Source organism: Enterobacter cloacae complex sp. P13B, from assembly GCF_014895915.1.
Taxonomy (GTDB): Bacteria; Pseudomonadota; Gammaproteobacteria; order Enterobacterales; family Enterobacteriaceae; genus Enterobacter; species Enterobacter bugandensis.
Map to the genome: position 1 here is coordinate 27,320 of NZ_JADBQN010000058.1, position 23,518 is coordinate 50,837.

General features: G+C 59.8%; 23 protein-coding genes. 5 read left to right on the top strand and 18 right to left on the bottom strand.

From position 1 onward, the window contains the following. Positions 1 to 24: 24 nt before the first annotated feature. From IM273_RS20970 to tctD, 4 genes are all read right to left on the bottom strand, one after another. The gene (locus IM273_RS20970; protein ID WP_045259706.1) at positions 25 to 1,224 is read right to left on the bottom strand and encodes a nicotinamide mononucleotide deamidase-related protein YfaY; all 1,200 of its coding nucleotides are present in this window, start codon (positions 1,222 to 1,224) and stop codon (positions 25 to 27) included. A gap of 93 nt (positions 1,225 to 1,317) precedes the next feature. Beyond that, positions 1,318 to 1,857, bottom strand: coding sequence for a YfaZ family outer membrane protein (locus IM273_RS20975; RefSeq protein ID WP_028013913.1), 540 nt, complete (start codon positions 1,855 to 1,857; stop codon positions 1,318 to 1,320). A gap of 128 nt (positions 1,858 to 1,985) precedes the next feature. Continuing rightward, positions 1,986 to 3,395: a sensor histidine kinase gene (locus IM273_RS20980; RefSeq protein WP_059355181.1), complete on the bottom strand. Its 1,410-nt coding sequence runs from the start codon at positions 3,393 to 3,395 to the stop codon at positions 1,986 to 1,988. Then, positions 3,382 to 4,056, bottom strand: a complete 675-nt coding sequence (gene tctD, locus IM273_RS20985) for a transcriptional regulator TctD (RefSeq protein ID WP_028013915.1) — start codon at positions 4,054 to 4,056, stop codon at positions 3,382 to 3,384. Before tctD ends, IM273_RS20980 begins: the two co-directional genes overlap by 14 nt. Before the next feature lie 137 nt (positions 4,057 to 4,193). On the opposite strand from tctD, the gene IM273_RS20990 reads away from it, so the two are divergent. Genes IM273_RS20990 through IM273_RS21000 form a run of 3 tightly spaced genes read left to right on the top strand, consistent with a single transcriptional unit; the run spans position 4,194 to position 7,143 of the window. Then, a complete protein-coding gene (locus IM273_RS20990) occupies positions 4,194 to 5,174 on the top strand; it encodes a tripartite tricarboxylate transporter substrate binding protein (RefSeq protein WP_028013916.1) in 981 nt (326 codons plus the stop codon). Positions 5,175 to 5,185: 11 nt separating this feature from the next. Beyond that, positions 5,186 to 5,617: a tripartite tricarboxylate transporter TctB family protein gene (locus IM273_RS20995; protein WP_014884622.1), complete on the top strand. Its 432-nt coding sequence runs from the start codon at positions 5,186 to 5,188 to the stop codon at positions 5,615 to 5,617. A gap of 11 nt (positions 5,618 to 5,628) precedes the next feature. Further along, the gene (locus tag IM273_RS21000; RefSeq protein ID WP_041908947.1) at positions 5,629 to 7,143 is read left to right on the top strand and encodes a tripartite tricarboxylate transporter permease; all 1,515 of its coding nucleotides are present in this window, start codon (positions 5,629 to 5,631) and stop codon (positions 7,141 to 7,143) included. Here IM273_RS21000 and menE read toward each other — a convergent pair whose 3' ends face one another. From menE to IM273_RS21040, 8 genes are all read right to left on the bottom strand, one after another. Continuing rightward, the gene (menE, locus tag IM273_RS21005; protein WP_193050955.1) at positions 7,144 to 8,505 is read right to left on the bottom strand and encodes an o-succinylbenzoate--CoA ligase; all 1,362 of its coding nucleotides are present in this window, start codon (positions 8,503 to 8,505) and stop codon (positions 7,144 to 7,146) included. Beyond that, a complete protein-coding gene (menC, locus tag IM273_RS21010) occupies positions 8,502 to 9,467 on the bottom strand; it encodes an o-succinylbenzoate synthase (protein WP_193050956.1) in 966 nt (321 codons plus the stop codon). The genes menE and menC overlap by 4 nt, the downstream gene beginning before the upstream one ends. Continuing rightward, positions 9,467 to 10,324: a 1,4-dihydroxy-2-naphthoyl-CoA synthase gene (menB, locus tag IM273_RS21015; RefSeq protein WP_193050957.1), complete on the bottom strand. Its 858-nt coding sequence runs from the start codon at positions 10,322 to 10,324 to the stop codon at positions 9,467 to 9,469. The genes menC and menB overlap by 1 nt, the downstream gene beginning before the upstream one ends. Further along, on the bottom strand, positions 10,321 to 11,097 hold the full coding sequence (gene menH / locus IM273_RS21020) for a 2-succinyl-6-hydroxy-2,4-cyclohexadiene-1-carboxylate synthase (RefSeq protein ID WP_193050958.1): 777 nt from the start codon (positions 11,095 to 11,097) through the stop codon (positions 10,321 to 10,323). The genes menB and menH overlap by 4 nt, the downstream gene beginning before the upstream one ends. Continuing rightward, positions 11,094 to 12,764, bottom strand: coding sequence for a 2-succinyl-5-enolpyruvyl-6-hydroxy-3-cyclohexene-1-carboxylic-acid synthase (gene menD / locus IM273_RS21025; RefSeq protein ID WP_136343571.1), 1,671 nt, complete (start codon positions 12,762 to 12,764; stop codon positions 11,094 to 11,096). The genes menH and menD overlap by 4 nt, the downstream gene beginning before the upstream one ends. Positions 12,765 to 12,852: 88 nt before the next feature. After that, entirely contained in the window at positions 12,853 to 14,148 is a 1,296-nt protein-coding gene (gene menF / locus IM273_RS21030) for an isochorismate synthase MenF (protein ID WP_045259697.1), read from the bottom strand. Between the two features lie 85 nt (positions 14,149 to 14,233). Further along, complete coding sequence (gene elaB / locus IM273_RS21035) at positions 14,234 to 14,539, bottom strand: stress response protein ElaB (protein WP_028013924.1); 306 nt, start codon at positions 14,537 to 14,539, stop codon at positions 14,234 to 14,236. Between the two features lie 53 nt (positions 14,540 to 14,592). Further along, positions 14,593 to 15,054, bottom strand: a complete 462-nt coding sequence (locus IM273_RS21040) for a GNAT family N-acetyltransferase (protein WP_045629890.1) — start codon at positions 15,052 to 15,054, stop codon at positions 14,593 to 14,595. Positions 15,055 to 15,125: 71 nt separating this feature from the next. On the opposite strand from IM273_RS21040, the gene rbn reads away from it, so the two are divergent. Next, positions 15,126 to 16,043 (top strand): ribonuclease BN, encoded by a 918-nt coding sequence (rbn, locus tag IM273_RS21045; RefSeq protein WP_028013926.1) that lies wholly within the window; start codon positions 15,126 to 15,128, stop codon positions 16,041 to 16,043. Positions 16,044 to 16,107: 64 nt separating this feature from the next. After that, complete coding sequence (locus IM273_RS21050) at positions 16,108 to 17,112, top strand: chemotaxis protein (protein WP_028013927.1); 1,005 nt, start codon at positions 16,108 to 16,110, stop codon at positions 17,110 to 17,112. A gap of 91 nt (positions 17,113 to 17,203) precedes the next feature. Here the strand turns inward: IM273_RS21050 and nuoN are convergent, their stop codons facing one another. The 6 genes from nuoN to nuoI form a co-directional block, all read right to left on the bottom strand. Then, a complete protein-coding gene (nuoN, locus tag IM273_RS21055) occupies positions 17,204 to 18,661 on the bottom strand; it encodes an NADH-quinone oxidoreductase subunit NuoN (RefSeq protein ID WP_193050959.1) in 1,458 nt (485 codons plus the stop codon). Between the two features lie 6 nt (positions 18,662 to 18,667). After that, positions 18,668 to 20,197, bottom strand: a complete 1,530-nt coding sequence (gene nuoM, locus IM273_RS21060; RefSeq protein ID WP_008500214.1) for an NADH-quinone oxidoreductase subunit M — start codon at positions 20,195 to 20,197, stop codon at positions 18,668 to 18,670. Positions 20,198 to 20,273: 76 nt separating this feature from the next. Beyond that, positions 20,274 to 22,115: an NADH-quinone oxidoreductase subunit L gene (gene nuoL / locus IM273_RS21065; RefSeq protein WP_193050960.1), complete on the bottom strand. Its 1,842-nt coding sequence runs from the start codon at positions 22,113 to 22,115 to the stop codon at positions 20,274 to 20,276. Next, positions 22,112 to 22,414 carry an NADH-quinone oxidoreductase subunit NuoK gene (gene nuoK / locus IM273_RS21070; protein ID WP_003861496.1) on the bottom strand — a complete coding sequence of 101 codons (303 nt, stop codon included), beginning with the start codon at positions 22,412 to 22,414 and terminating at the stop codon, positions 22,112 to 22,114. The genes nuoL and nuoK overlap by 4 nt, the downstream gene beginning before the upstream one ends. Continuing rightward, positions 22,411 to 22,965, bottom strand: a complete 555-nt coding sequence (gene nuoJ, locus IM273_RS21075) for an NADH-quinone oxidoreductase subunit J (protein ID WP_008500212.1) — start codon at positions 22,963 to 22,965, stop codon at positions 22,411 to 22,413. Before nuoJ ends, nuoK begins: the two co-directional genes overlap by 4 nt. A gap of 10 nt (positions 22,966 to 22,975) precedes the next feature. Next, entirely contained in the window at positions 22,976 to 23,518 is a 543-nt protein-coding gene (gene nuoI / locus IM273_RS21080; RefSeq protein ID WP_003861491.1) for an NADH-quinone oxidoreductase subunit NuoI, read from the bottom strand.

The window sequence follows — 23,518 nt, forward strand, 5'->3', positions numbered from 1 at the left end:
GGGCGAAAGGCCCCGGCACAGGCATTACTCAACGAACAGCGACTCGACAACGTTAATCCAGCCGTGCTCGCTGGCGACCTCTTTGCCGTTGAGCCAGCGGCGCAGCATATTCAGCGCCATCATGGCGCACACCTCCTGACGCACCGCCAGGCTGTGGCGGGTGATGCTCATTTTTACCCGCAGCGCCCAAGTGCCTTCCGGCGTCGCCAGCGCGAAGTTGAGGTAATCCTCATCCAGCCCGCCGACAAACAGCGCCAGACCGGCAAAATGCTTCACCCTTCTTTCGGAAGCCCAGCGGGCGGTTTGCGCCAGGGTCTCCTGCTGAAACGGCACCACTTCGCTGGCGAGCAGCGGCGCGTTGACGCGCGACAATTGCAGCGCCAGCAGGCCACCGGTGAACTGCTCGCTTAAGGTCACGCTGAGCTGGCGAGTCTGCAGATGTTTTGCAATCTGCTCAGGCAACCCTTCCGTCCCTTCAAAAATCAGGCTTTCGCCCGCCACGCGCTGCACCTCAGGCCACAGGGCCAGCATCGCCTCTTTCTGCGTGGCCGGTCCTGTTAATTTGAGTTCAATGATCGGCATAGAGGAGCGATAGCCCATGGAGACGCCCGGCGGCAGCGGGAGGTGGTCAAGGCTCTGGGCCAGATCGCTTTCCGAGCGGCCAAAGGTGGTCAGGCGCAGGCACAGCGGAGGTTCAGGCAGAGTAAAACGCTGGCGAAGGCGCGGCAGGATCTGCTGCTCGACCATTACCTTAAATTCGGAGGGCACGCCCGGCGTGAAGAACATCAGGCAGCGGTTCATCTGCATGGCAAACCCGCATGCGGTACCGACCGGGTTATCAACCAGCTCGGCGCTGGCGGGAATTTCAGCCTGCTTGCGGTTGCTGGGGGCCATGACGCGACCACGTTCGGAGAAAAAGCGTTCCATCTGCGAAAGCCACGCCTCGTGCAGCACCAGCCCTTCGCCTTTTGCGGTCGCGGCGGCCAGCGCGCTGAGATCGTCACCGGTGGGGCCGAGCCCGCCATTCACGATCAGCACGTCGCACTGTTCGCTACGCTCGCGCAAAATGCTGACCAGGGACTCAAGGTTGTCTCCTACCGTATTGCGGCGCGTTAACGGTAATCCTTGCTCAAAGAAAAGATCGGCAAGCCAGGCAGCATTGGTATCAATAATCTGTCCGTGCAGCACTTCGTCGCCGGTGGATAACATCTCCACGTTAATCATTGTGTTCTCCCGCTTATTTGGTCAAAACACTATAGCGCAAACGCGGGGTGGAGATGAGAGAAACTGGCGCGACGGAACGCCGCGCCGGAACGATTAGAAGCCTGCGCTCACGCCCACGTACGGGCCGTCAGCCAGCGCGTTATCGCGGTTGCCGTCTTTACCGGCCAGGTTCAGATAACGGTAGCCCGCTTCGATGGTAATCGGACGCATGATGGTCCAGCGCGCGCCGGCGTTGGCTTCTTCATAGCTGTCGATGCCGCTGGAGAGGGAATCCGGAGAGTAGTAGTACTCGCCAAACAGGCCGAAGCTGTCGCCAATTTTCCACTGCAGGCCACCGCCCACTGCCGCTGCGTACCCTTCATCACCGTCGTTCGGGTTGGTGTAGATACCTTTACCGCCAACGGTGGCCAGGAATGGGCCAAGAGGAATATTCAGACCGAGGCCGAGGCTTGCCGCGTCGCCGTCGTCATCGTTGTGCGTCCAGCCGCCGGTCATTGCCAGACCGGAGGTGTCAGTACCCATGCCAAAACCGAGGTGGGTATAGTCCTGACCCGCCGAACCATTAATGCTAATGGCGTTAGCCGCCGCAGATACAACCATCAGGCCGAGGCCCAGTAATGCCACTTTTTTCATTATCGCGATCCTGCATAATTATAGAGAAGTCCCCAAAACCGCGAGATTTTAACCTGAGTCTGCGGGGGATCAAGCACTCTGCGTGCGGCGGACAGGAAGATTGTAACGATTTGAAACCCCCGGCTTTTTTACGTAAGCAGCAGAAAGCGCATTTTGACGCAAAGGCCACCCAGCGTTTCGCTGCGAGTCAGCTGCAAATGGCTGCGGTGCAGCCGGGCGATATCCCCCGCCAGCGCCAGCCCGATCCCGGAACCGGCGGCGTTCCCGACGTTGTCCAGACGGTGGAAAGGCTGCATCGCCTGGTAGATCTGATCCTCTTCAATGCCGGGGCCGCTGTCCTCAACGCTCAGCTCAACGGCGCCGCCATCCACGCGCAGGAATACGGTCACGGTCCCGCCTGCAGGCGTATATTTAATCGCGTTCTCCAGCAGGTTGGCGCACAGCTCGCCCAGCAGAACGTCATCGCCTTCGATCGTGACCGGCTGCTGTACACCGTCATATCCTAAATCAATCGCCTTGCTCCGCGCCTGCGCCAGCCGGGAAAAGCAGCAGTTCTGCACCACCTGAACCAGATCCACTGGCGTAAAATGACGATCCCCCTGCTCTTTTCCCTTCACCGCTGAAAGCTGCAGCAGCCGCTCGGTGAGCACGATAGTGTCGTCCAGGGTGGCATTCATTGCCCGCAGGCTCTCCTGCCACAGGGCGGGATCCTGACGCGCGAGGGCGACGGAGACCTGGGTTTTAAGCACCGCCAGCGGCGTTTTGAGCTGGTGCGACGCATCCGCGTTAAAGCGTTCCTGACGCGAAAGCACGCCGCGCAGCCGGTCGATATAGCGGTTAAAGGCGACTATCAGCAGCCGGGTCTCCGACCAGGGCAGCAGCTCCGGCAGCGGTGCGAGCAGGCCCGGCTCGCGCCGCACCATCAGTGACGAAAGCTGGCGCATTGGGCGCAGCACGCGGCGCAGCAGCCATGCGGTCAGCACCAGCGTCAGCAGCACCAGCAGCCCCTGTGAAACCCAGGATGAAAAGAGCAACTGGCTGGCGAGATAGCGGCGGGACTGGAGCGTCTCGGCGACGTAAATCTCCGCCATGCCAAAAACATTATCTTCATTGACGGGCTGCAGCAGGCGCGCCACCCGAATCGCCTGGCCGCGATATTCGGTGTGGTAAAACCAGGCCAGCGCCGGATAGAGCGTGGTGCGCGACGTCGCAGGCGGCATCTTCGGCAGATCGTCATAGCCGGAGATCACCCGGCCGTCGGGGTCGACCACCTTATAGTAGAGCCGGTCGTTCATATTGAGCTCAAAGCTGTCGAGCACCACCCAGGGCACGTCCACCGCCAGCCTGCCGTTGCGCACCTCCAGCCGCTCGGAGATGGTGCGGGCAGAGGATAACAGCGTGCGATCGTAGGCCTGCGTGGCCGCCTGCAGTGCGCTAACGTAGCTGTTAAAGGCCGACAATCCCCACAGCAGCAGCAGCGGCAGCCCCAGGAAAAGCAACAGCTGCAGATAGAGCGACTGCGGCTTAACCCACCTCATCGCCGCACTCCAGCACGTACCCAAGCCCCCGAAGGGTGGTTATCCGCACGCCGCTGCCGGTCAGCTTCTTACGCAGCCGGTGAATATAGAGATCGATGCTTTCAGGGCTGACGTCGTCGTTCAGGCTGAACACCTGGTCGAAAAGCTGCTGTCGTGAAACCGGACGGGTCCGGCGGTGCATCAGCACTTTCAGCAGAGAGAGCTCCCGCGGCGTCAGGGAAAGCGGTTCATCGCGCAGCAGGAAAAAGCCCTCGTCGTCATACTCCAGCTCCCCAAGGCGTTGGCGCTCCTGCGTTCGACCCTCGCTTCGGCGCAACAGGGCGCGCAGACGCGCGTCAAGCTCCTCCAGCTCAAAAGGTTTTGGCAGATAGTCATCTGCCCCGGCGTTCAGTCCCTTCACCCGATCCGCCACGTTGCTGCGGGCGGTAAGAAACAGCACCGGCAGCGTCTGCCCCCGTTTTCTGAGGCGGTGGACCACTTCCAGGCCGTCAAAACCGGGCATGCCGATGTCCAGAATAGCGACCGCGTAGTTTTCACCCTGCAGCAGATGGTCGGCGGCACGTCCGTCGGAGACGCAGTCCACGGCAAAGCCTTCCTGCACCAGCGCTTTCTCCAGCCAGTGAGCCAGCTCACGATTATCTTCTGCGAGTAAGAGACGCATGTCACATCCTGTAAAGTTGGTGTCCCGTTGAAAGGGAAATGAAAGGTTATTGTTTTAACAATCACGCAACGGAACCGCTACAAGGTGGTTCACATAATCAGAAAAAAAGACCCGTACCCCCGGCGTGAGGATAAACGATGAAAAAACAATTACTTTCTACCCTTGCTGCAAGCGTGTTGCTGTTGAGTACCTCTGTCGTTCAGGCCCAGGACGCTCCGTCCCGTACCGAATGTATCGCCCCGGCCAAACCGGGCGGCGGTTTCGATCTCACCTGCAAGCTTATTCAGGTCAGCCTGCTGGAGACGAAGGCCATTGAGAAACCGATGCGCGTCACCTACATGCCAGGCGGCGTGGGCGCGGTGGCCTATAACGCGATTGTCGCGCAACGTCCGGCGGAAGCGGGAACGGTGGTGGCCTTCTCCGGCGGCTCGCTGCTGAACCTGTCGCAGGGCAAGTTTGGCCGCTACGGTGTGGACGACGTGCGCTGGCTGGCGACCGTCGGCACCGACTACGGAATGATTGCCGTGCGTGCCGATTCCCCGTGGAAATCCCTGAAAGATCTGCTGACCGCTATGGAAAAAGATCCGAACAGCGTGGTGATTGGCGCAGGGGCGTCTATCGGCAGCCAGGACTGGATGAAAGCGGCCCTTCTCGCCCAGCAGGCGAAGGTTGACCCGCACAAGATGCGCTACGTGGCCTTTGAGGGCGGCGGCGAACCGGTCACGGCGCTGATGGGCAACCACGTTCAGGCCGTTTCCGGCGATCTCAGCGAGATGGTGCCGTACCTGAGCGGGGATAAAATCCGCGTGCTGGCGGTCTTCTCGGAAAACCGTCTGCCGGGCCAGCTGGCGAACGTCCCGACCGCCAAAGAACAGGGTTATAACCTGGTCTGGCCGATCATCCGCGGCTTCTTCGTCGGGCCAAAAGTGACCGACGCCGAGTACCAGTGGTGGGTCGACGCGTTCAACAAGCTCCAGCAGACCGAAGAGTTTAAGAAACAGCGCGATCTGCGCGGACTGTTTGAGTTTAACCTGACCGGTAAGCCACTGGATGAGTACGTCAAAAAACAGGTGAATGGCTACCGCGAACAGGCGAAAGCCTTTGGCCTGGCGAAATAACCGGAGGCGCTATGAGCGATCGTATTTTTGCCGGGATATGGCTGCTGCTCTGCGTTGGCGGGATGTTTGTCGCCTGGCAGATCCACAGCGAATACAGCTATGAACCCGTGGGACCCCGCCCCTTCCCGATGGGCATCGTCGGCCTGATGCTGCTCTGCTCGGTGGCGCTGCTGCTTCGCCACCCGGATACCGTCGAGTGGCCGCCGCGTCGCATTCTGCAGCGTCTGCTGGTGATGGTGATTGTCCTGCTGATGTATGCCTGGGGCTTTGAGTGGCTCGGCTTCCCGGTGGCGACCGCCATTCTGACGATGGTCATCGGCATGCTGTTTAACGCCACCCTCCCCGCGGCGGGGATCTCAGGCGTGGTGATGGGGATTTTACTGTGGTACGCCTTTGACCGCCTGCTGGACGTGACGTTACCGCTCGGCGCCTGGCTTAATTAACGGAGCACGCTATGGATACCTGGATTTACCTCTCGCAGGGGTTCGCCGTGGCGATGACCCCGGAAAACCTGGTGATCGCCCTGATCGGCTGTTTCGTGGGCACGATTGTCGGCCTGCTGCCGGGCCTTGGGCCGATCAACGGCGTGGCGATTTTACTCCCGCTGGCGTTTGCCCTGCATCTGCCTGCGGAATCGGCGCTGATCCTGCTGGCAACGGTCTACATCGGCTGTGAATATGGCGGACGCATTTCGTCGATCCTGCTTAACGTGCCGGGGGATGCGGCGGCGATCATGACCGCGCTGGACGGCTACCCAATGGCGCGGCAGGGACGCGGCGGCGTGGCGCTCTCCATCTCTGCGGTCAGTTCATTCTTTGGCTCACTGATTGCCATTGGCGGCATCATTCTGTTCGCTCCTGCGCTAGCCCAGTGGTCGCTGGCGTTTGGTCCGGCAGAATATTTTGCCCTGATGGTGTTCGCCATTGCCTGCCTCGGCAGCATGATGGCGCAAAATCCGCTGAAGTCGTTTTTATCCGCGCTGATTGGCTTAGGGTTAGCCACCGTCGGCGTGGATGCCAACACCGGGGTCTATCGCTTTACCTTCGACAGCGTTCACCTGTCCGATGGCGTGCAGTTCATTGTCGTCGTGATCGGCCTGTTCTCTGTCTCTGAGATCTTACTGATGCTGGAGCATACCAGCAGCGGGCAGACGCTGGTGCGCAAAACCGGCCGGATGCTCTTTAGCGCTAAAGAGGGCGCGCAGTGCATCGGCGCCACGCTGCGCTCGTCGGTGATTGGCTTCTTCGTCGGCATCCTGCCGGGCGCCGGGGCCACTATCGCCAGCGCCATCACCTACATGACCGAGAAGAAGCTCAGCGGCAATAGCGACAGCTTTGGTAAAGGCGATATTCGCGGCGTCGCCGCGCCTGAGGCGGCCAATAACGCCTCGGCCTGCGGCTCGTTTATCCCGATGCTGACCCTGGGCGTGCCGGGATCCGGCACCACGGCGGTGATGATGGGCGCGCTGACGCTCTATAACATCACGCCCGGCCCGGCGATGTTTACCGAGCAGCCTGATATTGTCTGGGGGCTGATTGCCGCGCTGCTGATCGCCAACGTCATGCTACTGGTGATGAATATCCCGCTGATTGGGCTGTTCACCCGCATGCTGACGATTCCGCTGTGGTTCCTGGTGCCCGCCATTGCCGCCGTCTCTGCGGTGGGGGTTTACGCGGTGCACAGCACCACGTTTGACCTCGTGCTGATGGTGGTCCTCGGCGTGTTCGGCTACATCTTGCGAAAAATGCACTTCCCAATGTCTCCGCTGATTTTGGGCTTTGTGCTGGGTGAGATGCTGGAGCAGAACCTGCGCCGCGCCCTTTCCATCAGCAACGGTAATGTGTCGATACTGTGGGACAGCAGCGTCGCGAAGGTTCTGTTAGCGCTCGCGGTCATGGTGATTGTGGTGCCGCCGGTGTTGCGCCTGCTGCGTCGTCGCCAGCGCAAACCGGAGCCGGATATCGGCTAACTATACGGACAGCTGGGCATTGACCCACTGCTTTAACGCCTGGCGGGAGATCTTAATCCCGCCATTTTTTAGCTCAGCCGGCAGCACCAGCCAGTGAACGGGCTGCTCAAAGCGCGCCAGCCTGCCCTGTACCCAGGTCGGGAAACGGGTGATATCCGTTCCCGGCTCGCACTCCACCACCGCCACCGGACGCTGTCCAAACTCGGCGTCATCCAGCGGGACGATAAACACCTGGTTAATCTGCGGATGCGCGGCGATAACGCGCTCCAGCGATTCCGGCTGGATCCCCTCTCCACCGCTGAAAAAGAGATTGTCCATGCGGCCTAAAATCGTCAGACGGTCGCCATGCCATTCCCCACGATCGCGAGTGGCAAACCAGCCCTGCGCGTTGATCAGCGGTATCAGCGCGCCGTCCCGCCAGTAGCCGGAAGCCATGCTCTGCGCTTTGATCCAGACTTCACCGTTAACGACCTGCACCTCTCTGCCCGGCAGTGCACGGCCCACGTCCGGATCGCCGTCAGCCTCTTTTGCGCAGACGGTAGAGGCAAACTCGGTGAGGCCGTAGCCGCAGTACGTTCGAACGCCCTGTTCCCGGGCCTTTTGCGTCAGCGTCACGGGAATGGCCGCCCCGCCGAGCAGCACCGCTTTCAGTGCGATGCGGCTTTCGCTATTCAGGAGACGCCAGAGCTGGGTCGGCACCAGCGAGGCGTGGGTGCAGCCGCGTAGCGCCTGCTCCAGCGGCTGCTTCTCGCGCACGGTTAAGCGCGCACCGGCCTGCAGCCAGCGCCAAAAAATCCCCTGGCCGGAAACGTGAAACAGCGGCAGCGAAAGCAGCCAGTCGTCATTATCCCCGTAGGGCATCAGCGACAGCACGCCGCGGGCGCTGGCAAGATGGGCGGCGCAGGTATGCACCGCCGCCTTCGGCAGCCCGGTGGAGCCGGAGGTGAGCGTCATGGTGGTCAGCCGCGCCGGCTGCCACGCAGCGCAGTACGCATCCGCTGGCTCGCACATGCTCAGGCCATGAAGGCCGTCGTAGCTGCCGTCCAGCACCAGCGCAAAGCGCAGCGTCATCTGCGGGATCAGCACGTCGAGCAGCGGGCGCGGCAGCTGCGGATTAACGGGAAGAATACGTGCCCCGCACTGAAGCAGCGCCAGCCATGCCAGCAGCGTTTGCGGGTGGTTATAGGCCAGCAGCAGTACGCCGTCGCCCTCCGCCACACCCTGCTGGTGAAACCCTGCCGCAAGGCGCTCGACGCGCGCGCACAACTGCTGCCAGGTAAGCGCTTCATCATTCAGTCTCAGGGCCGGTTTATCGGCAAAAAGCGCGCGCCAGTGACGCCAGGGCCAGTCGGTAAAACTCATAGCAACGGCTCCAGCGCCTCTGCGTCGAGGCACGGCAGCGTGCTGGCAGGCCACTCGCGGAGAAGCTGAGCCTGCATCAGGTTCAGCGTGTCGAGGCCGGGAACCGTGTCCGGCGTTAACCAGGCGGCAATGCGCGCCAGCTGGGTCAGCCCCAGGCTGGACTCTATCGACGAGCTGATCACCGCCGTCAGCCCCAGCGCGTGCGCCGCCGAGATCTGCTCGCGCACCTTCGTCAGGCTGCCGGTTAGCGTCGGCTTAATCACCACCGCGCTGACGCCGGGCTCGGCGACAAATTCAAAATCGTCCTCGCGCAGGCTTTCATCCCAGGCGATGGCGATCCCCGTTTCGCGGGCAAAGGCGCGCGAGTCATCGCGGGTTTTGCACGGTTCTTCGAGGAAGGCAATGCGGCTGCGGTACGCCGGGTTGACGTACCTGGCGAACTGCTGTGCCTTAAGCGGCGTCCACGCGCGGTTGGCATCCAGACGCAGGTGCAGATCGGGGATTGCTTCCAGCAGCAGATTGGCGACCATGCCGTCACGCACCGCTTCGTAGAGACCGACTTTGATTTTCGCCACTTTCTCGCCCGGCATGGCGGCGAGCAGCGCGAACAGCTCGTCCGGGTCGCCCGTGCAGAGCGGTGCCGCGCGATAGTTAGCCTCTTCCGGCAGGCTACCGTCCAGCTCCGCCAGCGCGCAACTGATGCCAAAGGCGGCGGAACGCGTGTCCGGTAATGCCGGGTTTGCGCCCTCACGCCACGCCTTTACCCACGTCAGCAATGCAGACTGCGCCTCATCCAGCGACTCCAGGCTAAAGCCCGGCAGAGGCGAAATCTCGCCCCAGCCTTCCCGCTCGCCCTGCTGCAAATGCACGAAGAAGCCGTCACGGGTTTTTAAACGCCGTTCACGCAGCACCACGCCCGCGTCCATCGGTATCTGCCAGCGGTAAACCTGCGCGCGACGCATTACGGGTTCCGTTTGTATTTGCTGAAGTCTGGCTGGCGTTTTTCGTTAAACGCGTTGCGCCCTTCCTGACCCTCTTCGGTCATGTAGAACAGCATGGTGGCGTTACCCGCCAGCTCCTGCAGACCCGCCTGACCGTCACAGTCGGCATTAAGTGCCGCTTTCAGGCAACGCAGCGCCATCGGGCTGTTTTGCAGCATCTCTCGGCACCAGCGCACGGTCTCTTTTTCGAGATCGGCAAGCGGCACCACGGTATTCACCAGGCCCATATCCAGCGCTTCCTGTACGTTGTACTGGCGGCACAGGAACCAGATTTCGCGGGCTTTTTTCTGCCCGACGATGCGCGCCATGTAAGAGGCACCCCAGCCGCCGTCGAAGGAGCCCACTTTCGGGCCGGTCTGGCCGAAGATGGCGTTTTCAGCAGCGATGGTCAGGTCGCACATCATGTGCAGCACGTGGCCGCCGCCGATGGAATAGCCCGCCACCATCGCCACCACCGGTTTCGGGCAGGTGCGGATCTGGCGCTGGAAATCGAGGACGTTCAGGTGGTGCGTGCCCGCATCGTCCTGGTATCCGCCGTAGTCGCCGCGCACCTTCTGATCGCCACCGGAGCAGAAGGCCTTCTCGCCTTCACCGGTCAGCACGATCACGCCGATACTGTCGTCGTAGCGCGCATCCGCCAGGGCCTGAATCATCTCTTTGACGGTCAGCGGACGGAAGGCGTTACGCACCTGCGGACGGTTGATGGTGATTTTGGCAATGCCGTCGGCGGATTTGTGGTAACGAATGTCGGTGTAGCCTTCGGAGCAGTCCTGCCATTCAACCGGCGCATAAAGCATGTGTTCATCAGGATAGATCATAGAGTGTCCTTTATTCGAAGACGCAGTATCTGAGCCAGACTCGCGGCAACCGCGTCGGGGTTTTCCCGGTGGGCGTTGTGTCCGGCGTTTGGAATCGCATGGCGAACGGCGTCCAGTTCAGCGGCCAGGGCCGCGAACTTCTGGTCACGTTCACCGTAGAGATAGTCAAAAGGGAAATTGCATATGCTAATCGCGGCACGCAAATCGGGCTGCACGGCCAGCGACGTTGCTTCGAGCATCTTCGCCAGCGTCGCGCCGTTGTTCTGGCTGCGCAGGGCGATAAGCGCCTTGCGCTGGTGGTCAGTGAGGGAAGCGAATACCGGCTGTTGATACCAGTCGGTTAAGACCTTTTCCAGCGGTTCGGTGCGAAAACGCGTCGCCCAGCGGCGGTCGGATATCCACCGCGCGTGACGCTCATCCTCATCCTGCAGGCCCGGATGTCCACCTTCAACGATCACCCCCAGCAGCCCCTTTGGCTGCTGGCAGGCATGAAACATCGCAATGCGGCCGCCGAGGGAGTACCCCACCAGCCAAAAGTTCAGTATGTTGTAACTAAGCAGGGTTCGAGTAAGCAACGTGCTCATCTCGTCGAACCCCGTCACGGCAATATCTCCGGACTCACCGTGGCCCGGCAGGTCAAGATAGAGCCGGGAATACTCGCCGAGTTGCTTCCCGACAGCCTGCCACTCGCGGCAGTCGCCGGAAAAACCGTGCAAAAAGACCAGCCAGGGATAGCCCGGTTTTCCGGCCTGCTGCACGCCCGAGAGGATCACAGCTGGCTCACCTGCGCCAGTAGGCTTTGCAGGGTCTGCGCGCCATCGGCCTCGTTCACCACCAGCTCAATCAGCGTCGCGCCCGGCTGCTTCCAGGCGGTGCTTAACGCCGCTTCCAGCTGTTCCCAGCTTTCCGGGCGATGGTATTTCAGGCTGAACATCGCCGCGGCGTGTTCAAACTGCACGTTCTGCGGCATCAGGTAGAAGCGCTCGCGCTCGCTCTGGGGCGTTGGCAACAGGGAGAAAATCTGCCCGCCGTTGTTGTTGACCACAATCAGCACAAACGGCGCGGACGCCTGACGCAGTAGCGCCAGCGCGTTGAGATCGTAGAGCGCGGAGAGATCGCCCACGATCGCCAGCGTCGATTTCGCGCTGGCGCGCTGCACCCCCGCCGCCGTCGAGATCAGCCCGTCGATGCCGCTGGCACCGCGGTTGCTGTACACCGGGTAGCCCACCGGCAGCTGCGAAAAGGCATCGATCAGCCGCACGACCAGGCTGTTGCCGACAAACAGCTGCCCCTGTTCCGGCAGGTATTGGCGAATACGGTGCGCCAGCCCGGCCTCGCTGAATGTCTCACAGCGCGCTTTGGTGATTTCCCACGCCTGACGCGACAACTCAGGGATCGCCACCGCCCAGGGCTGACGTTTTTCCGCCGGGTGCAGTTCCAGCCAGCTATCAATTTTGCTCACCAGACGACGGCCGCGATGGTGCGCCGGGTCGAGCCGCCCTTCCAGCGCGTCCACCACCCAGTACTCTTCCGGCGTGCAGGTCGCCTGCCACTGCAGCAGACGTTTTCCGGTCAGGCTTGCGCCAATCTGGACCACAATCTGCGCCTGCGAAAGCTCAGTAACCGCTTTCGCGTTACCCAGCCAGAGATCGGCGCACGGCAGCGGCTGGCCAGTCTGGGAAAGCACGTCGCCAATCAGCGGCCAGCCGAGGGTTTGCGCCCATTCGGCGACCAGCCTGCCTTCGGCGGCGCTCATGCGCCCGGCGATGACCACACCTCGCTTCTGCCGCCAGAAGAACCAGTCGCGCTGTTTCGCGCTCTCAAGATGCGTCTGCTCGCGCAGCCACGGCTTTTCGCTCTGCCACCATTCGCCGAGCGACCGCTGCCAGTCAAGGCCGGTATCGTCCAGCTCGCCGTACAGCGGCTCGGCAAACGGGCAGTTGATATGCAGCGCCCCGCTGCGCAATGTCGCCATGGCGTGATCGACGGTGGAGACCAGCCAGCTTGCAGGAATATCCTGGGTGGGACGCGGTAACGAAACCGTCTGCGAAGGGTGCGTAGAAAAAAGTCCGGGCTGGCGAATAGCCTGATTGGCGCCGCAGTCGATTAGCTCAGGCGGACGGTCGGCCGTAAGCAGGATCAGTTTTTCACCGGTTAACCCGGCTTCAATCAGGGCCGGATAGAGGTTCGCCACGGCGGTACCGGAAGTGACAATCACCGCCACGGGTTCTTTGCTGACCTTCGCCAGCCCGAGCGCGAGATGTCCCAGACCTCGCTCGTCAAAGTGGGTGTGGTGAACAAACGCCCGGTTTTCAGCCGCCGCCAGCGTCAGCGGCGTTGAGCGAGAACCCGGTGCAATACACACGTGCCTGACGCCATGGCGCGTCAGGGCTTCAAGGATCACCGCCGCCCAGCGTCGGTTAAAAGAACTTACTGACATGAGATTGTCCGGTATCAAGAATGCGACACAGTATAAATAATAGAAAAAATTGGAATTTTGATATGAATCGGGATTGCGCGAATCAGTATTAATCCCTTAGGAGCAGAGAGCGCAATCCGGCGGCTTTGTTTTCGATCTCCTGCCACTCCTGCTCCGGGTCAGAGCCGCTGACAATGCCCGCTCCGGCGTAAAGCCGCAGAGCGTCTTCCTGTACGCGCGCCGAGCGCAGCGCCACGCAGAATTCGCTTTGTTCGGGAGATAAATACCCGGCCGAACCGGCGTACCACTCACGGTTAAAGGGTTCAACGTGCTGAATAAACTCGCGCGCTGGCTGTCGCGGAAGCCCGGCAACCGCCGCCGTCGGCTGTAGCACGTGCAGGCACAGCTCATCGTCGGCCTGCTTGAGCTCGGTCCAGATACAGCGGCGTAAGTGCTGCACTTTGCGCAGGCGGACGACCTGAGCCGGCAACACCTCCAGCGTCTGCGTATGGTGTTGAAGACGCTGGCAGATATCTTCCACCACCAGCATATTTTCGCGCTGGTTTTTATCGTCATTCAGCAGCCACTCGCCCAGACGCTGCGCCTGTTTATCGTCAGTATGGCTGGCGACGGTGCCCGCCAGCGCTTCGGTGCGCAGCAGCTTGCCGCGCCGCCGCCAGAGACGCTCGGGCGTGGAGCCGAGAAACGCGTTGCTGGCGTCGAATATCATGCAGAAATGATAGCAGTTTAAATTCAGGGCGCGGCTGGCGGCCATCAGCGCGACGGGGTTAACGCGCTGTTTACACTGCAGGTCGGTTGCTCGGGCGAGAACGACCTTTTCGAAATCACCGCGTGCAATCGTCTCTGTCGCTTTGCCGATAAGGCTAAGCCATTGCGGTTTTTCCGGGTGATGGGTTTCGCGCTCAACCTGCACGGAGAGCGGACGGATCGGTCTGGCGGGAAGCAGTTGCTGTAAGAACGCCCGCGCGGTGTCGGCATCGTCCTCAAGCGAGCTGTCGCTCCACAGCTGCAGACGCAACGTGGCGTTGCCAGCGGTACGTCGCCACAGCAGACGCGGTAAAAAGAGGCTGCCCTGCTCCGGGTTAAACGCGTTCAGGCCGCAGATTCGGGTATCTTCAGGGGCGTGTTGCGCACTTAAAAACTGCGAGGCTAACGCCAGAGAGGAGAATTGGACCACCGCTCCCAGCGCGGCCAGCTCTTCATCGCCGTTACGCTGTTGCCAGTAAAACTGGGGATAGCACTGCTGCTCGCCCAGCCAGGCAAGGGGATCGAAGGCATCGTTTAACGGGAAAGAGACGTCGAAATGACGCAGGCCGGATGTGGCAGGTAACGCTTGCGAAAGATGGCTACGCAATTGTTCCAGCGCGAGGAAAATCGAATTCACGCGAACCTCTCCCTGTTAAAACCTCATATTATACTGGGTACCATAAGAAATATCAGTACCCACGTATAGGGAGTGGTTAAACGGCTTAACGACGGGCCAGCAGCAGACCCAGCACCAGCCCTACGGCTGCGCCCACCCCAATGCCCTGCCACGGTTTTTCATGGACGTAATCATCGGCACGATAAACCGCTTTTTTGGCGCGGTAGTAGTAAGTATCAGACGCATGGCTGACGCGGTTTTTAACGTCGTGGAGCGCCTGCTCGGCACGGGCTTTCAGCTCGATATATTTCTGATCGGCAGGGTCGCCCGAGGAACGTAACACCTCTTCCAGCGTTTCGCTCAGTAAGGTCAGGTCGTCGTCGATACGGGTATCCCAGGATTGAAATGACATATTTTTCTCCATGTTAGTACACCAGTCCGCTAACTATAGACAACGACGCGCCATTACGCCTGTTTCGCTTCCCGCGCCATGCCGATGTGCGGAATACCGTCTTCATCGTAGATGTCGGTGACCGGCATAAAACCGAAATGACCATAGAAGGATTGCAGGTGCGCCTGTGCGCCCAGGTATAACGCCTTGTCCGGCCACTGTTTCTGGCATGACTCCAGCGTTTTTTCCATCAGCTGATAGCCCAGTTTCTCACCCCGAGCGTTACCGCTGATAATGACGCGGCCTATCACCACGGGCTCGACATCGTCCTCGCTTTTCAGAATCCTCGCATACGCCACCAGCTCGTTATCCTTCCAGCCGAGGATATGGCGGTTTTCGCCAACGAGGTCATCGCCGTCGATGTCCTGATACGGGCACGTCTGTTCAACCACAAACACTTCGCAGCGCAGTTTAAGCAGCGCGTAGAGCGAATGAACGGTGAGCTCACTATGATGTAAATCTTGCCACTGGATCATCTCTTTCTCCTTCCTGGGGTTCATCACGTTATACTAAACCCCTCCCCGTTCGGCAAAGGGCTGATTGCGTTATGGAACTGATTTTTCTGGGTACGTCCGCTGGCGTGCCAACCCGCTCACGAAACGTGACGGCAATTCTGCTGGATCTTAAGCACCCCACCCGCGGCGGGCTGTGGCTGTTTGACTGCGGTGAAGGGACGCAGCATCAGCTGCTGCACACCGCGTATCACCCCGGCAAGCTGGATAAAATTTTTATTACTCACCTGCACGGCGACCATCTGTTTGGCCTGCCGGGCCTGCTGTGCAGCCGCTCCATGGCCGGCAACGCCAATCCGCTGACGATTTACGGTCCTGCGGGTGTGCGTGAATTTGTTGAAACCGCGCTGCGCCTGAGCGGATCGTGGACGGATTATCCGCTGGAGATCGTTGAGATTAGCGAAGGCCTGGTTTTCGATGACGGTGATTATAAGGTGAGCGCGCAGCCGCTGAATCATCCCGTTGAGTGCTATGGCTATCGCATTGAAGCGCATGACAAACCCGGCGCGCTGGACGCCGCCGCGCTGATGGCCGCGGGCGTAAAACCCGGACCGCTGTTCCAGCGCCTGAAGCACGGCGAGACCGTCACGCTGGAGGACGGTCGTGTCATCAACGGTCAGGATTATCTCGCCGCGCCCGAGCCGGGCAAGAAGCTGGCTATCTTTGGCGACACGGCCCCGTGCCCTGCCGCCCTTCAGCTTGCCCGGGGCGTTGACGTGATGGTGCACGAAGCCACGCTGGAAACGGCGATGGAAGAGAAAGCCAACGGCCGCGGCCATAGCTCAACGCGTCAGGCGGCGCAGCTTGCCCGCGACGCAGGCGTCGGGAGGCTGATCGTCACTCACGTCAGTTCCCGCTACGACGCGCGGGGGTGTGCAAGCCTGCTGGCAGAGTGCCTGGCGGTGTTCCCGGCGTGCGAGCTGGCCGAAGATTTCGCTAAGGTCAGCGTTTAGCCCTTCATTTTTCTCTCAGAATGCCGATAACGATTAAAAGGTCAGCATTTCTCTCGAGGGTAGAATGGATAATTTCCAGAAAGATATTGATGACAGGGCGAATCTCACCCTGTCGAACCGTTTTGAACTGTTGCTGTTCCGTCTTGGCACCTCTCTGAACGAAAATAAATCCGAGCTGTTTGGCATTAACGTCTTTAAGCTGCGTGAAATTGTGCCGATGCCGGAATTCACAAAACCCGCCGGGATGAAATCACCGCTGATGGGGATGGTGAATATTCGCGATCAGGTGATCCCGGTGATCGATCTGGCCGCCGTGGCGGGCTGTAAGCCTACCACCGGGCTGAACATCCTGCTTATCACCGAATATGCCCGCAGCGTGCAGGCCTTTGCCGTGGAGTCGGTTGAAAACATCATGCGTCTGGACTGGAAGCAGGTGCACGCGGCGGAAACGGCCGTCAGCGGCCGCTATATCACCAGCATTGCCTGCCTGGATGAGAAAACGGATACCAACGATCTGGCGATGGTACTGGACGTTGAGCAGATCCTGTATGACATCACCCCGGCCAACCACGATCTGCACGCCACCAATCTGAAAACCACCAAGTTCAACATCAAGCCGGGCGCAGTCGCGATTGTGGCGGAAGATTCCAAAGTGGCGCGTTCGATGCTGGAGAAAGGTCTGCAGGCGATGGAGATCCCAGCGCAGCTGCACATCACCGGCAAAGACGCGTGGGAAAAAATTGGGGTTCTGGCCGCGCAGGCGCAGGCTGAAGGCGTTCCCATCACCGATAAGATCGCTCTGGTGCTGACCGACCTCGAAATGCCGGAGATGGACGGATTTACGCTGACGCGCAAAATCAAAACCGACCCGGTTCTGAAGGATATTCCGGTAGTGATCCACTCCTCCCTTTCCGGCAACGCCAACGAAGATCATATTCGCAAGGTGAAGGCGGACGGGTACGTGGCGAAGTTTGAGCTGAACGAGCTGTCGTCGGTGATTGAGGAAGTGCTGGATCGTTCGATGAAGAAGATTGGCGGGCCGCTTATAAGCAGGAAGCAGCTGGCTTAGGTTCTGTGCGGGCTGGTGCCCTCACCCCATCCCTCTTCCACAGGGAGAGGGCGCAAACCATAAAAAACCCGCCGAGGCGGGTTTTTTGTTTTTACATTAATGGCATCGCTCGCTGCACGATATCAATCAGCGGCTGCGGATAGATACCGAAGATCAGCACCAGCAGCGCGGAGATAAGCACCACGATACCACCGGCGCTGTACTGCCAGTTGCCTGGAGCATCGCGGTTGAGCTGCTGAGGCGCGCTCAGGTACAGGCTCACGGCCACACGCAGGTAGTAGTAGAGGCCAATCGCGGAGCCGATAACGACACCGGCAGTCAGCCACCACAGGTGCGCCTGCACACCGACGGCCAGCACGTAGAACTTACCGATAAAGCCCAGCGTCATCGGGATACCCGCCAGAGAGAGCATCATCACGGTCATTACCGCGGATAGAATTGGACGGTGCCAGAACAGACCACGGTAGGAGAACAGTGAATCGGCATCCGGACCACGGTACGGGCTGGACATCAGGCTTACCACGCCGAAGGCGCCGAGGCTGCTGAACAGGTAACCGGCCAGATACACGCCCACGGCTTCCATCGACATCTCACCGCTCTGCAGCGCAATCAGCGCCACCAGCAGGTAGCCCAGATGAGAGATGGACGAGTAGCCCAGCAGACGCTTGATGTTGGTCTGGCTCAGCGCCATCAGGTTACCGAAGATGATGGAGACGAACGCGATGATGCCCAGCACCACGCGAACGGCTTCACTATCACCCACCGGCGCGTACAGGAACAGACGCATGACCACACCGAAGATAGCGATTTTGCTCGCCGTCGCCAGGAAGGTCGACACCGGAGCAGGCGCACCCTGGTATACGTCTGGCGTCCACAGGTGGAACGGAACCAGAGAGAGCTTGAAGCCGAGGCCAACGATCATCATGCCCAGACCCGCCAGCAGCAGCGGCTCATGGAGCATGCCGTCGCCGAGGCTCTTGCCGAGCGCCATGAAGGAGAGGTTACCGGACTGAGCGTACAGCAACGCAATACCAAACAGCAGGAAGGACGACGCGGCAGCAGACAGAATGGTGTACTTGATGCTCGCTTCCAGAGAGCGCTTCTGACGGAAGGCGTAACCAATCAGGCCGAACAGCGGCAGAGAGATCAGCTCAATACCGAGGAACAGCGCGGCCAGATGGTTGGCATTCGCCAGCAGAATGCCGCCCAGCGCGGCAATCAGTACCAGCAGGTAAAACTCTTCTTTGTTGTCGTTGTAGCCTTCAAGCCACGGGTAAGCAAAGGTACAGGTTGCCAGGCTCGCCAGCAGCACCATCCCGGTGTAGAGCATGGCGTAACCGTCAACGCGCATCAGCGGGGTGACGTCCATCGCCCCGCCCTGGCCAACAAACCAGAGTGAGACTAACGCGGCATTCAGGCCGATGACCGACAGCGTGGCATTCAGGAAGTGATTGCGTCGCCACGCAATGGAGAGCATCACAACCACCACCGTCAATCCGACGATCAGCAGCGGTAGCAGCGCGATCAGTTGTTGTGGAGTTATTGTCATGGCGAATTACGGCCTTGTAGTAGAAACAGAATTAACAAACCACTGCTGGATATTGCCCATCGCGCTGTGCGAGGTATCCAGAATCGGCTGCGGGAAGAAGCCCAACAGCACCAGCAGTACGACCAGCAGCAGGATGATGAACAGCTCACGCAGCGACATCCCCGGCAGTTCTTGTGCAGCAATTTCGCTCTTCGCTTTACCGAAGTAAGCGCGGTGCAGCATCGCCAGCGAGTAAACGGAAGCGAACACCAGACCAAAGGTGGAGATCACGGTAATCACCGGTACCACTTTGAAGCTGCCGAACAGAATCATGAATTCGCCGACGAAGTTACCGGTACCCGGCATCCCCAGGGTAGCCACCGCGAAGAACATGGACAGCGCTGGCAGCCATTTAATTTTGCTCCACAGGCCGCCCATCATACGCATGTCGCGGGTGTGCAGACGTTCATACAGCTGACCGCACAGAATGAAGAGACCGGCTGCGGACAGACCGTGCGCAATCATCTGGATCACCGCGCCCTGGTACGCCAGCTGGCTGCCGGTGTAGATAGCAATCAGCACGAAGCCCATGTGGGAAACGGAGGTATAAGCAATCAGACGCTTGATGTCGTATTGCGTGAAGGCCATCCAGGCACCGTAGAAGATACCGATCACACCCAGCCACATGGCAATCGGTGCGAACTCCGCGGAGGCATTCGGGAACAGCGGCAGTGCGAAACGCAGCAGACCGTAGGCCGCCGTTTTCAGCAGGATGCCCGCCAGGTCAACGGAACCCGCCGTTGGTGCCTGGGAGTGCGCGTCTGGCAGCCAGCCGTGCAGAGGAACCACCGGCATTTTCACCGCGAAGGCAATGAAGAAGCCCAGCATCAGCAGGTATTCAACGCCGTGTGACATTGGCGTCTTCAGCAGGTCTTCATAGTTGAAGGTCCAGGTGCCGGTTGCGTTGTGATGAACGAACACCAGCGCCAGAATGGCAATCAGCATTACCAGACCGCTCGCCTGGGTATAGATGAAGAACTTGGTTGCCGCCGTGATACGCGTTTTACCGTCGGACGCCTTGTGGCCCCACAGCGCGATCAGGAAGTACATCGGCACCAGCATCATCTCCCAGAAGAAGAAGAACAGGAACATGTCGATGGCAAGGAACACGCCGATTACGCCGCCCAGGATCCACATCAGGTTCAGGTGGAAGAAGCCCTGGTATTTTTCGATTTCACGCCAGGAGCAGAGTACCGCCAGAACGCCGAGCAGACCGGTCAGCACCACCATCAGCAGCGACAGACCGTCAATCGCCAGGTGGATCGTAATGCCGAAACGTGGGATCCACGGCAGGATGAACTCAGACTGCCACTGCGGAATGCCCGCAGACTGGGTTAGTGAGTAACCGCCCTGCAACCACAGTTGCAGGCCAAGCGCGAGCGTCAATCCCATGGTGATCAGCGCGATCCAGCGCGGCATCTTCACGCCAAAGCGTTCAGTCTGCCAGCACAGGAAGCCGCCGATGAAGGGAATTAATATTAGCCAGGGTAGTAACATGGCGATTTACATTCCTTTTTAAGGCCCCCAGCAGGGGCCTGATTTTCAACGAATTCGAATAAAATTCACTTAACGATCAACGCAATACCATCAGCAGCGCCAGCACCACAACCGCACCGATGCTCATGGACGCCACATACCAGCGCAGGTAACCGTTCTCGCTGTACAGCAGGCCTTTACCTGCAAAGCGGGAGAGGATCGCCGGGATGTTCATCAGGCTGTTCAGCGGGTCGCGCTTCAGCAGCCACGCGATGCCCAGGAACGGCTTAACGAAGATCATGTCGTACAGCCAGTCAAAGCCCCACGCGTTGTACCACCAGGTGCCCAGCAGGCGGCCCGGCGCACTGTTGGCCACGGCAGTGACCAGCGTACGTTTGCCCAGCCACAGCCATGCCGCAATCAGGATACCCGCGATAGCGACCACACCGGAGGTGATTTCAAGCGTCAGAACACGACCGTGCTCAAGCTCGGTTGTCGCCGGCAGTACGCCCTGCAGCGGAGGCACAATCATCGCGCCAACGAAGGTGGAGAGTACCAGCAGCACAATCAGCGGCAGGTGGTGGGTAATCCCCTTCCCTGCGTGAGCGTGAATTTGTTCTTTACCGTGGAATACGATGAAAATCATACGGAAGGTATACAGGGAGGTCATGAACGCACCGACCAGACCCGCAACCATCAGATTGATATGACCATTCGCCATGGCACCCGCAAGGATTTCGTCCTTACTGAAGAAGCCCGCGGTGATCAGCGGCAGTGCCGCCAGCGCCGCGCCGCCCACCAGGAAGCAGACGTAGACCAGCGGGATGGACTTACGCAGTCCGCCCATCTTGAAGATGTTCTGCTCGTGATGGCAGGCCAGAATCACCGAACCGGATGAGAGGAACAGCAGCGCTTTGAAGAACGCGTGCGTCATCAGGTGGAAAATGGCCGCGTCCCACGCCTGAACTCCCAGCGCCAGGAACATGTAGCCAATCTGGCTCATGGTGGAGTACGCGAGAACGCGCTTGATGTCGGTCTGAACCAGCGCGGCAAAGCCTGCCAGCACCAGCGTGACCGCACCGACGATACCCACCAGATGCAGAATTTCCGGAGTCATCAGGAACAGGCCATGGGTACGCGCAATCAGGTAAACACCGGCGGTGACCATGGTCGCGGCGTGGATCAGCGCGGAGACAGGGGTTGGACCCGCCATCGCGTCGGCCAGCCATGTCTGCAGCGGCAGCTGTGCGGATTTACCCACGGCACCGCCCAGCAGCATCAGCGTTGCCCACCACAGCATGTTATTGCCTGCCTCGAAGTGTGCTGGCGCCAGTTCCACCATCTCGCGGAAGTTCAGCGTGCCCAGTTCGTTGTAGAGAATGAACAGCGCGAACGCGAGGAAGACGTCACCCACGCGGGTCACGACGAACGCTTTCATGGCCGCTGCGCCATTCTTCGGATCGGTATAGTAGAAACCGATCAGCAGGTAAGAGCACAGGCCCACGCCTTCCCAGCCCAGATACATCAGCAGCAGGTTATCGGCCAGCACCAGAACGACCATGCTGGCAATAAACAGGTTGGTGTAGGCGAAGAAGCGGGAGTAACCCTCTTCACCGCGCATGTACCAGGAGGCAAACATGTGGATCAGGAAACCGACGCCGGTGACCACGGAGAGCATGGTCAGCGAGAGGCCGTCCAGCACCAGGTTGAAACCGATGTTGAAATCACCGACCGACATCCAGGTCCACAGCGGCACGCTGAAAGGCTGGCGTCCGTTGTTAAAGAAGTCGATACCCGCATACGCTGTGACCAGCGCGGCCAGGCCGACAGAGCCCATGCCAACGGTCGCGGACAGATTCTCAGACCAGCGGCCGCGAGAAAACGCCAGCAGCACGAAGCCAATCAGCGGAAAAATAATGGTTAAGGCAAGCATGTTCATCCACGCAACTCACTTACTGAATCGATGTTCAGATTCTGGCGGCGACGATGGAGCTGCAGCAACAGCGCCAGGCCAATACTCGCTTCGGCAGCCGCGAGGCTGATGGCGAGAATGTACATCACCTGACCATCGGTCTGGCCCCAGTAGCTTCCGGCGACCACGAAGGCCAGCGCGGAGGCGTTAATCATGATTTCCAGCCCGATCAGCATAAACAGCAGATTGCGGCGGATAACCAGACCGGTCAGACCCAGAACGAATAAAATCGCAGCGAGGATCAGTCCATGTGTTAAGGGGATCATGCGCGCTCCTCCGTTTTTCTTTTCGCGCGGTCGTCAGTGCGGTTGCTCAGCACCTCGCCAGCACGCTCTTCGCGGCCAACGTGGAAAGCCACCACCAGACCTGCCAGCAGCAGCATTGAGGCCAGCTCCACCGCCAGAACGTATGGGCCAAAGAGCGTGATACCCACCTCTTTCGCGCCAATCGGCGTCCCGTCGATGCCCTGATCGTTAACGCCCAGAATGGCGTAAACGATCACCACCAGCATGATGGCCGACAGAATGGCCGGGCCAATCCACACCTGCGGTTTTAACCACTGACGTTCCTGCTCAATTTCAGAGCCGCCCAGGTTCAGCATCATCACGACGAACACGAACAGCACCATGATGGCCCCGGCGTAAACGATGATTTCCAGCGCACCGGCGAAGTGCGCGCCCAGCGCGAAGAACACCCCGGAAATGGCCAGCAGCGAGATGATTAAGTACAGCAGCGCATGCACCGGATTGGTGTGCGTGATCACTCGCAGCGTAGCCAGGATGGCGATAAGGCCACAGATATAAAAAGCGAATTCCATTGCCCTCTCCTTACGGTAACAGGCTCTTGACGTCGATAGGCTTAGCTTCGTTCTCTGCTTCGCCCTTATCTTTGCCGTCGATTGCCATACCCGCCATCCGGTAGAAGTTATATTCCGGGTATTTGCCCGGACCGGAAATCAGCAGATCCTCTTTCTCGTACACCAGGTCCTGACGCTTGTACTCACCCAGCTCGAAGTCTGGAGTCAGCTGAATCGCCGTGGTTGGGCACGCTTCTTCACACAGACCGCAGAAGATGCAACGTGAGAAGTTGATGCGGAAGAACTCAGGGTACCAGCGGCCGTCTACCGTCTCGGCTTTCTGCAGAGAGATACAGCCTACCGGACACGCTACCGCACATAGGTTACAGGCAACGCAGCGCTCGGAACCGTCCGGGTCGCGCGTCAGCACGATACGGCCACGGTAGCGCGGCGGCAGATATACCGGCTCTTCCGGGTACATCCGGGTTTCGCGTTTAGCAAACGCGTGCAGGCCGATCATCCAGATACTGCGTACCTGGGTACCGAAACCTACCAGTAATTCTTTTAAGGTCAT

What these genes read in the sequence shown, in the direction of transcription:
- IM273_RS20970 (WP_045259706.1), bottom strand. Translation starts at nt 1,224, where the DNA reads ATGATTAACGTGGAGATGTTATCCACCGGCGACGAAGTGCTGCACGGA.
- IM273_RS20975 (WP_028013913.1), bottom strand. Translation starts at nt 1,857, where the DNA reads ATGAAAAAAGTGGCATTACTGGGCCTCGGCCTGATGGTTGTATCTGCG.
- IM273_RS20980 (WP_059355181.1), bottom strand. Translation starts at nt 3,395, where the DNA reads ATGAGGTGGGTTAAGCCGCAGTCGCTCTATCTGCAGCTGTTGCTTTTC.
- tctD (WP_028013915.1), bottom strand. Translation starts at nt 4,056, where the DNA reads ATGCGTCTCTTACTCGCAGAAGATAATCGTGAGCTGGCTCACTGGCTG.
- IM273_RS20990 (WP_028013916.1), top strand. Translation starts at nt 4,194, where the DNA reads ATGAAAAAACAATTACTTTCTACCCTTGCTGCAAGCGTGTTGCTGTTG.
- IM273_RS20995 (WP_014884622.1), top strand. Translation starts at nt 5,186, where the DNA reads ATGAGCGATCGTATTTTTGCCGGGATATGGCTGCTGCTCTGCGTTGGC.
- IM273_RS21000 (WP_041908947.1), top strand. Translation starts at nt 5,629, where the DNA reads ATGGATACCTGGATTTACCTCTCGCAGGGGTTCGCCGTGGCGATGACC.
- menE (WP_193050955.1), bottom strand. Translation starts at nt 8,505, where the DNA reads ATGAGTTTTACCGACTGGCCCTGGCGTCACTGGCGCGCGCTTTTTGCC.
- menC (WP_193050956.1), bottom strand. Translation starts at nt 9,467, where the DNA reads ATGCGTCGCGCGCAGGTTTACCGCTGGCAGATACCGATGGACGCGGGC.
- menB (WP_193050957.1), bottom strand. Translation starts at nt 10,324, where the DNA reads ATGATCTATCCTGATGAACACATGCTTTATGCGCCGGTTGAATGGCAG.
- menD (WP_136343571.1), bottom strand. Translation starts at nt 12,764, where the DNA reads ATGTCAGTAAGTTCTTTTAACCGACGCTGGGCGGCGGTGATCCTTGAA.
- elaB (WP_028013924.1), bottom strand. Translation starts at nt 14,539, where the DNA reads ATGTCATTTCAATCCTGGGATACCCGTATCGACGACGACCTGACCTTA.
- IM273_RS21040 (WP_045629890.1), bottom strand. Translation starts at nt 15,054, where the DNA reads ATGATCCAGTGGCAAGATTTACATCATAGTGAGCTCACCGTTCATTCG.
- rbn (WP_028013926.1), top strand. Translation starts at nt 15,126, where the DNA reads ATGGAACTGATTTTTCTGGGTACGTCCGCTGGCGTGCCAACCCGCTCA.
- IM273_RS21050 (WP_028013927.1), top strand. Translation starts at nt 16,108, where the DNA reads ATGGATAATTTCCAGAAAGATATTGATGACAGGGCGAATCTCACCCTG.
- nuoN (WP_193050959.1), bottom strand. Translation starts at nt 18,661, where the DNA reads ATGACAATAACTCCACAACAACTGATCGCGCTGCTACCGCTGCTGATC.
- nuoM (WP_008500214.1), bottom strand. Translation starts at nt 20,197, where the DNA reads ATGTTACTACCCTGGCTAATATTAATTCCCTTCATCGGCGGCTTCCTG.
- nuoL (WP_193050960.1), bottom strand. Translation starts at nt 22,115, where the DNA reads ATGAACATGCTTGCCTTAACCATTATTTTTCCGCTGATTGGCTTCGTG.
- nuoK (WP_003861496.1), bottom strand. Translation starts at nt 22,414, where the DNA reads ATGATCCCCTTAACACATGGACTGATCCTCGCTGCGATTTTATTCGTT.
- nuoJ (WP_008500212.1), bottom strand. Translation starts at nt 22,965, where the DNA reads ATGGAATTCGCTTTTTATATCTGTGGCCTTATCGCCATCCTGGCTACG.
- nuoI (WP_003861491.1), bottom strand. Translation starts at nt 23,518, where the DNA reads ATGACCTTAAAAGAATTACTGGTAGGTTTCGGTACCCAGGTACGCAGT.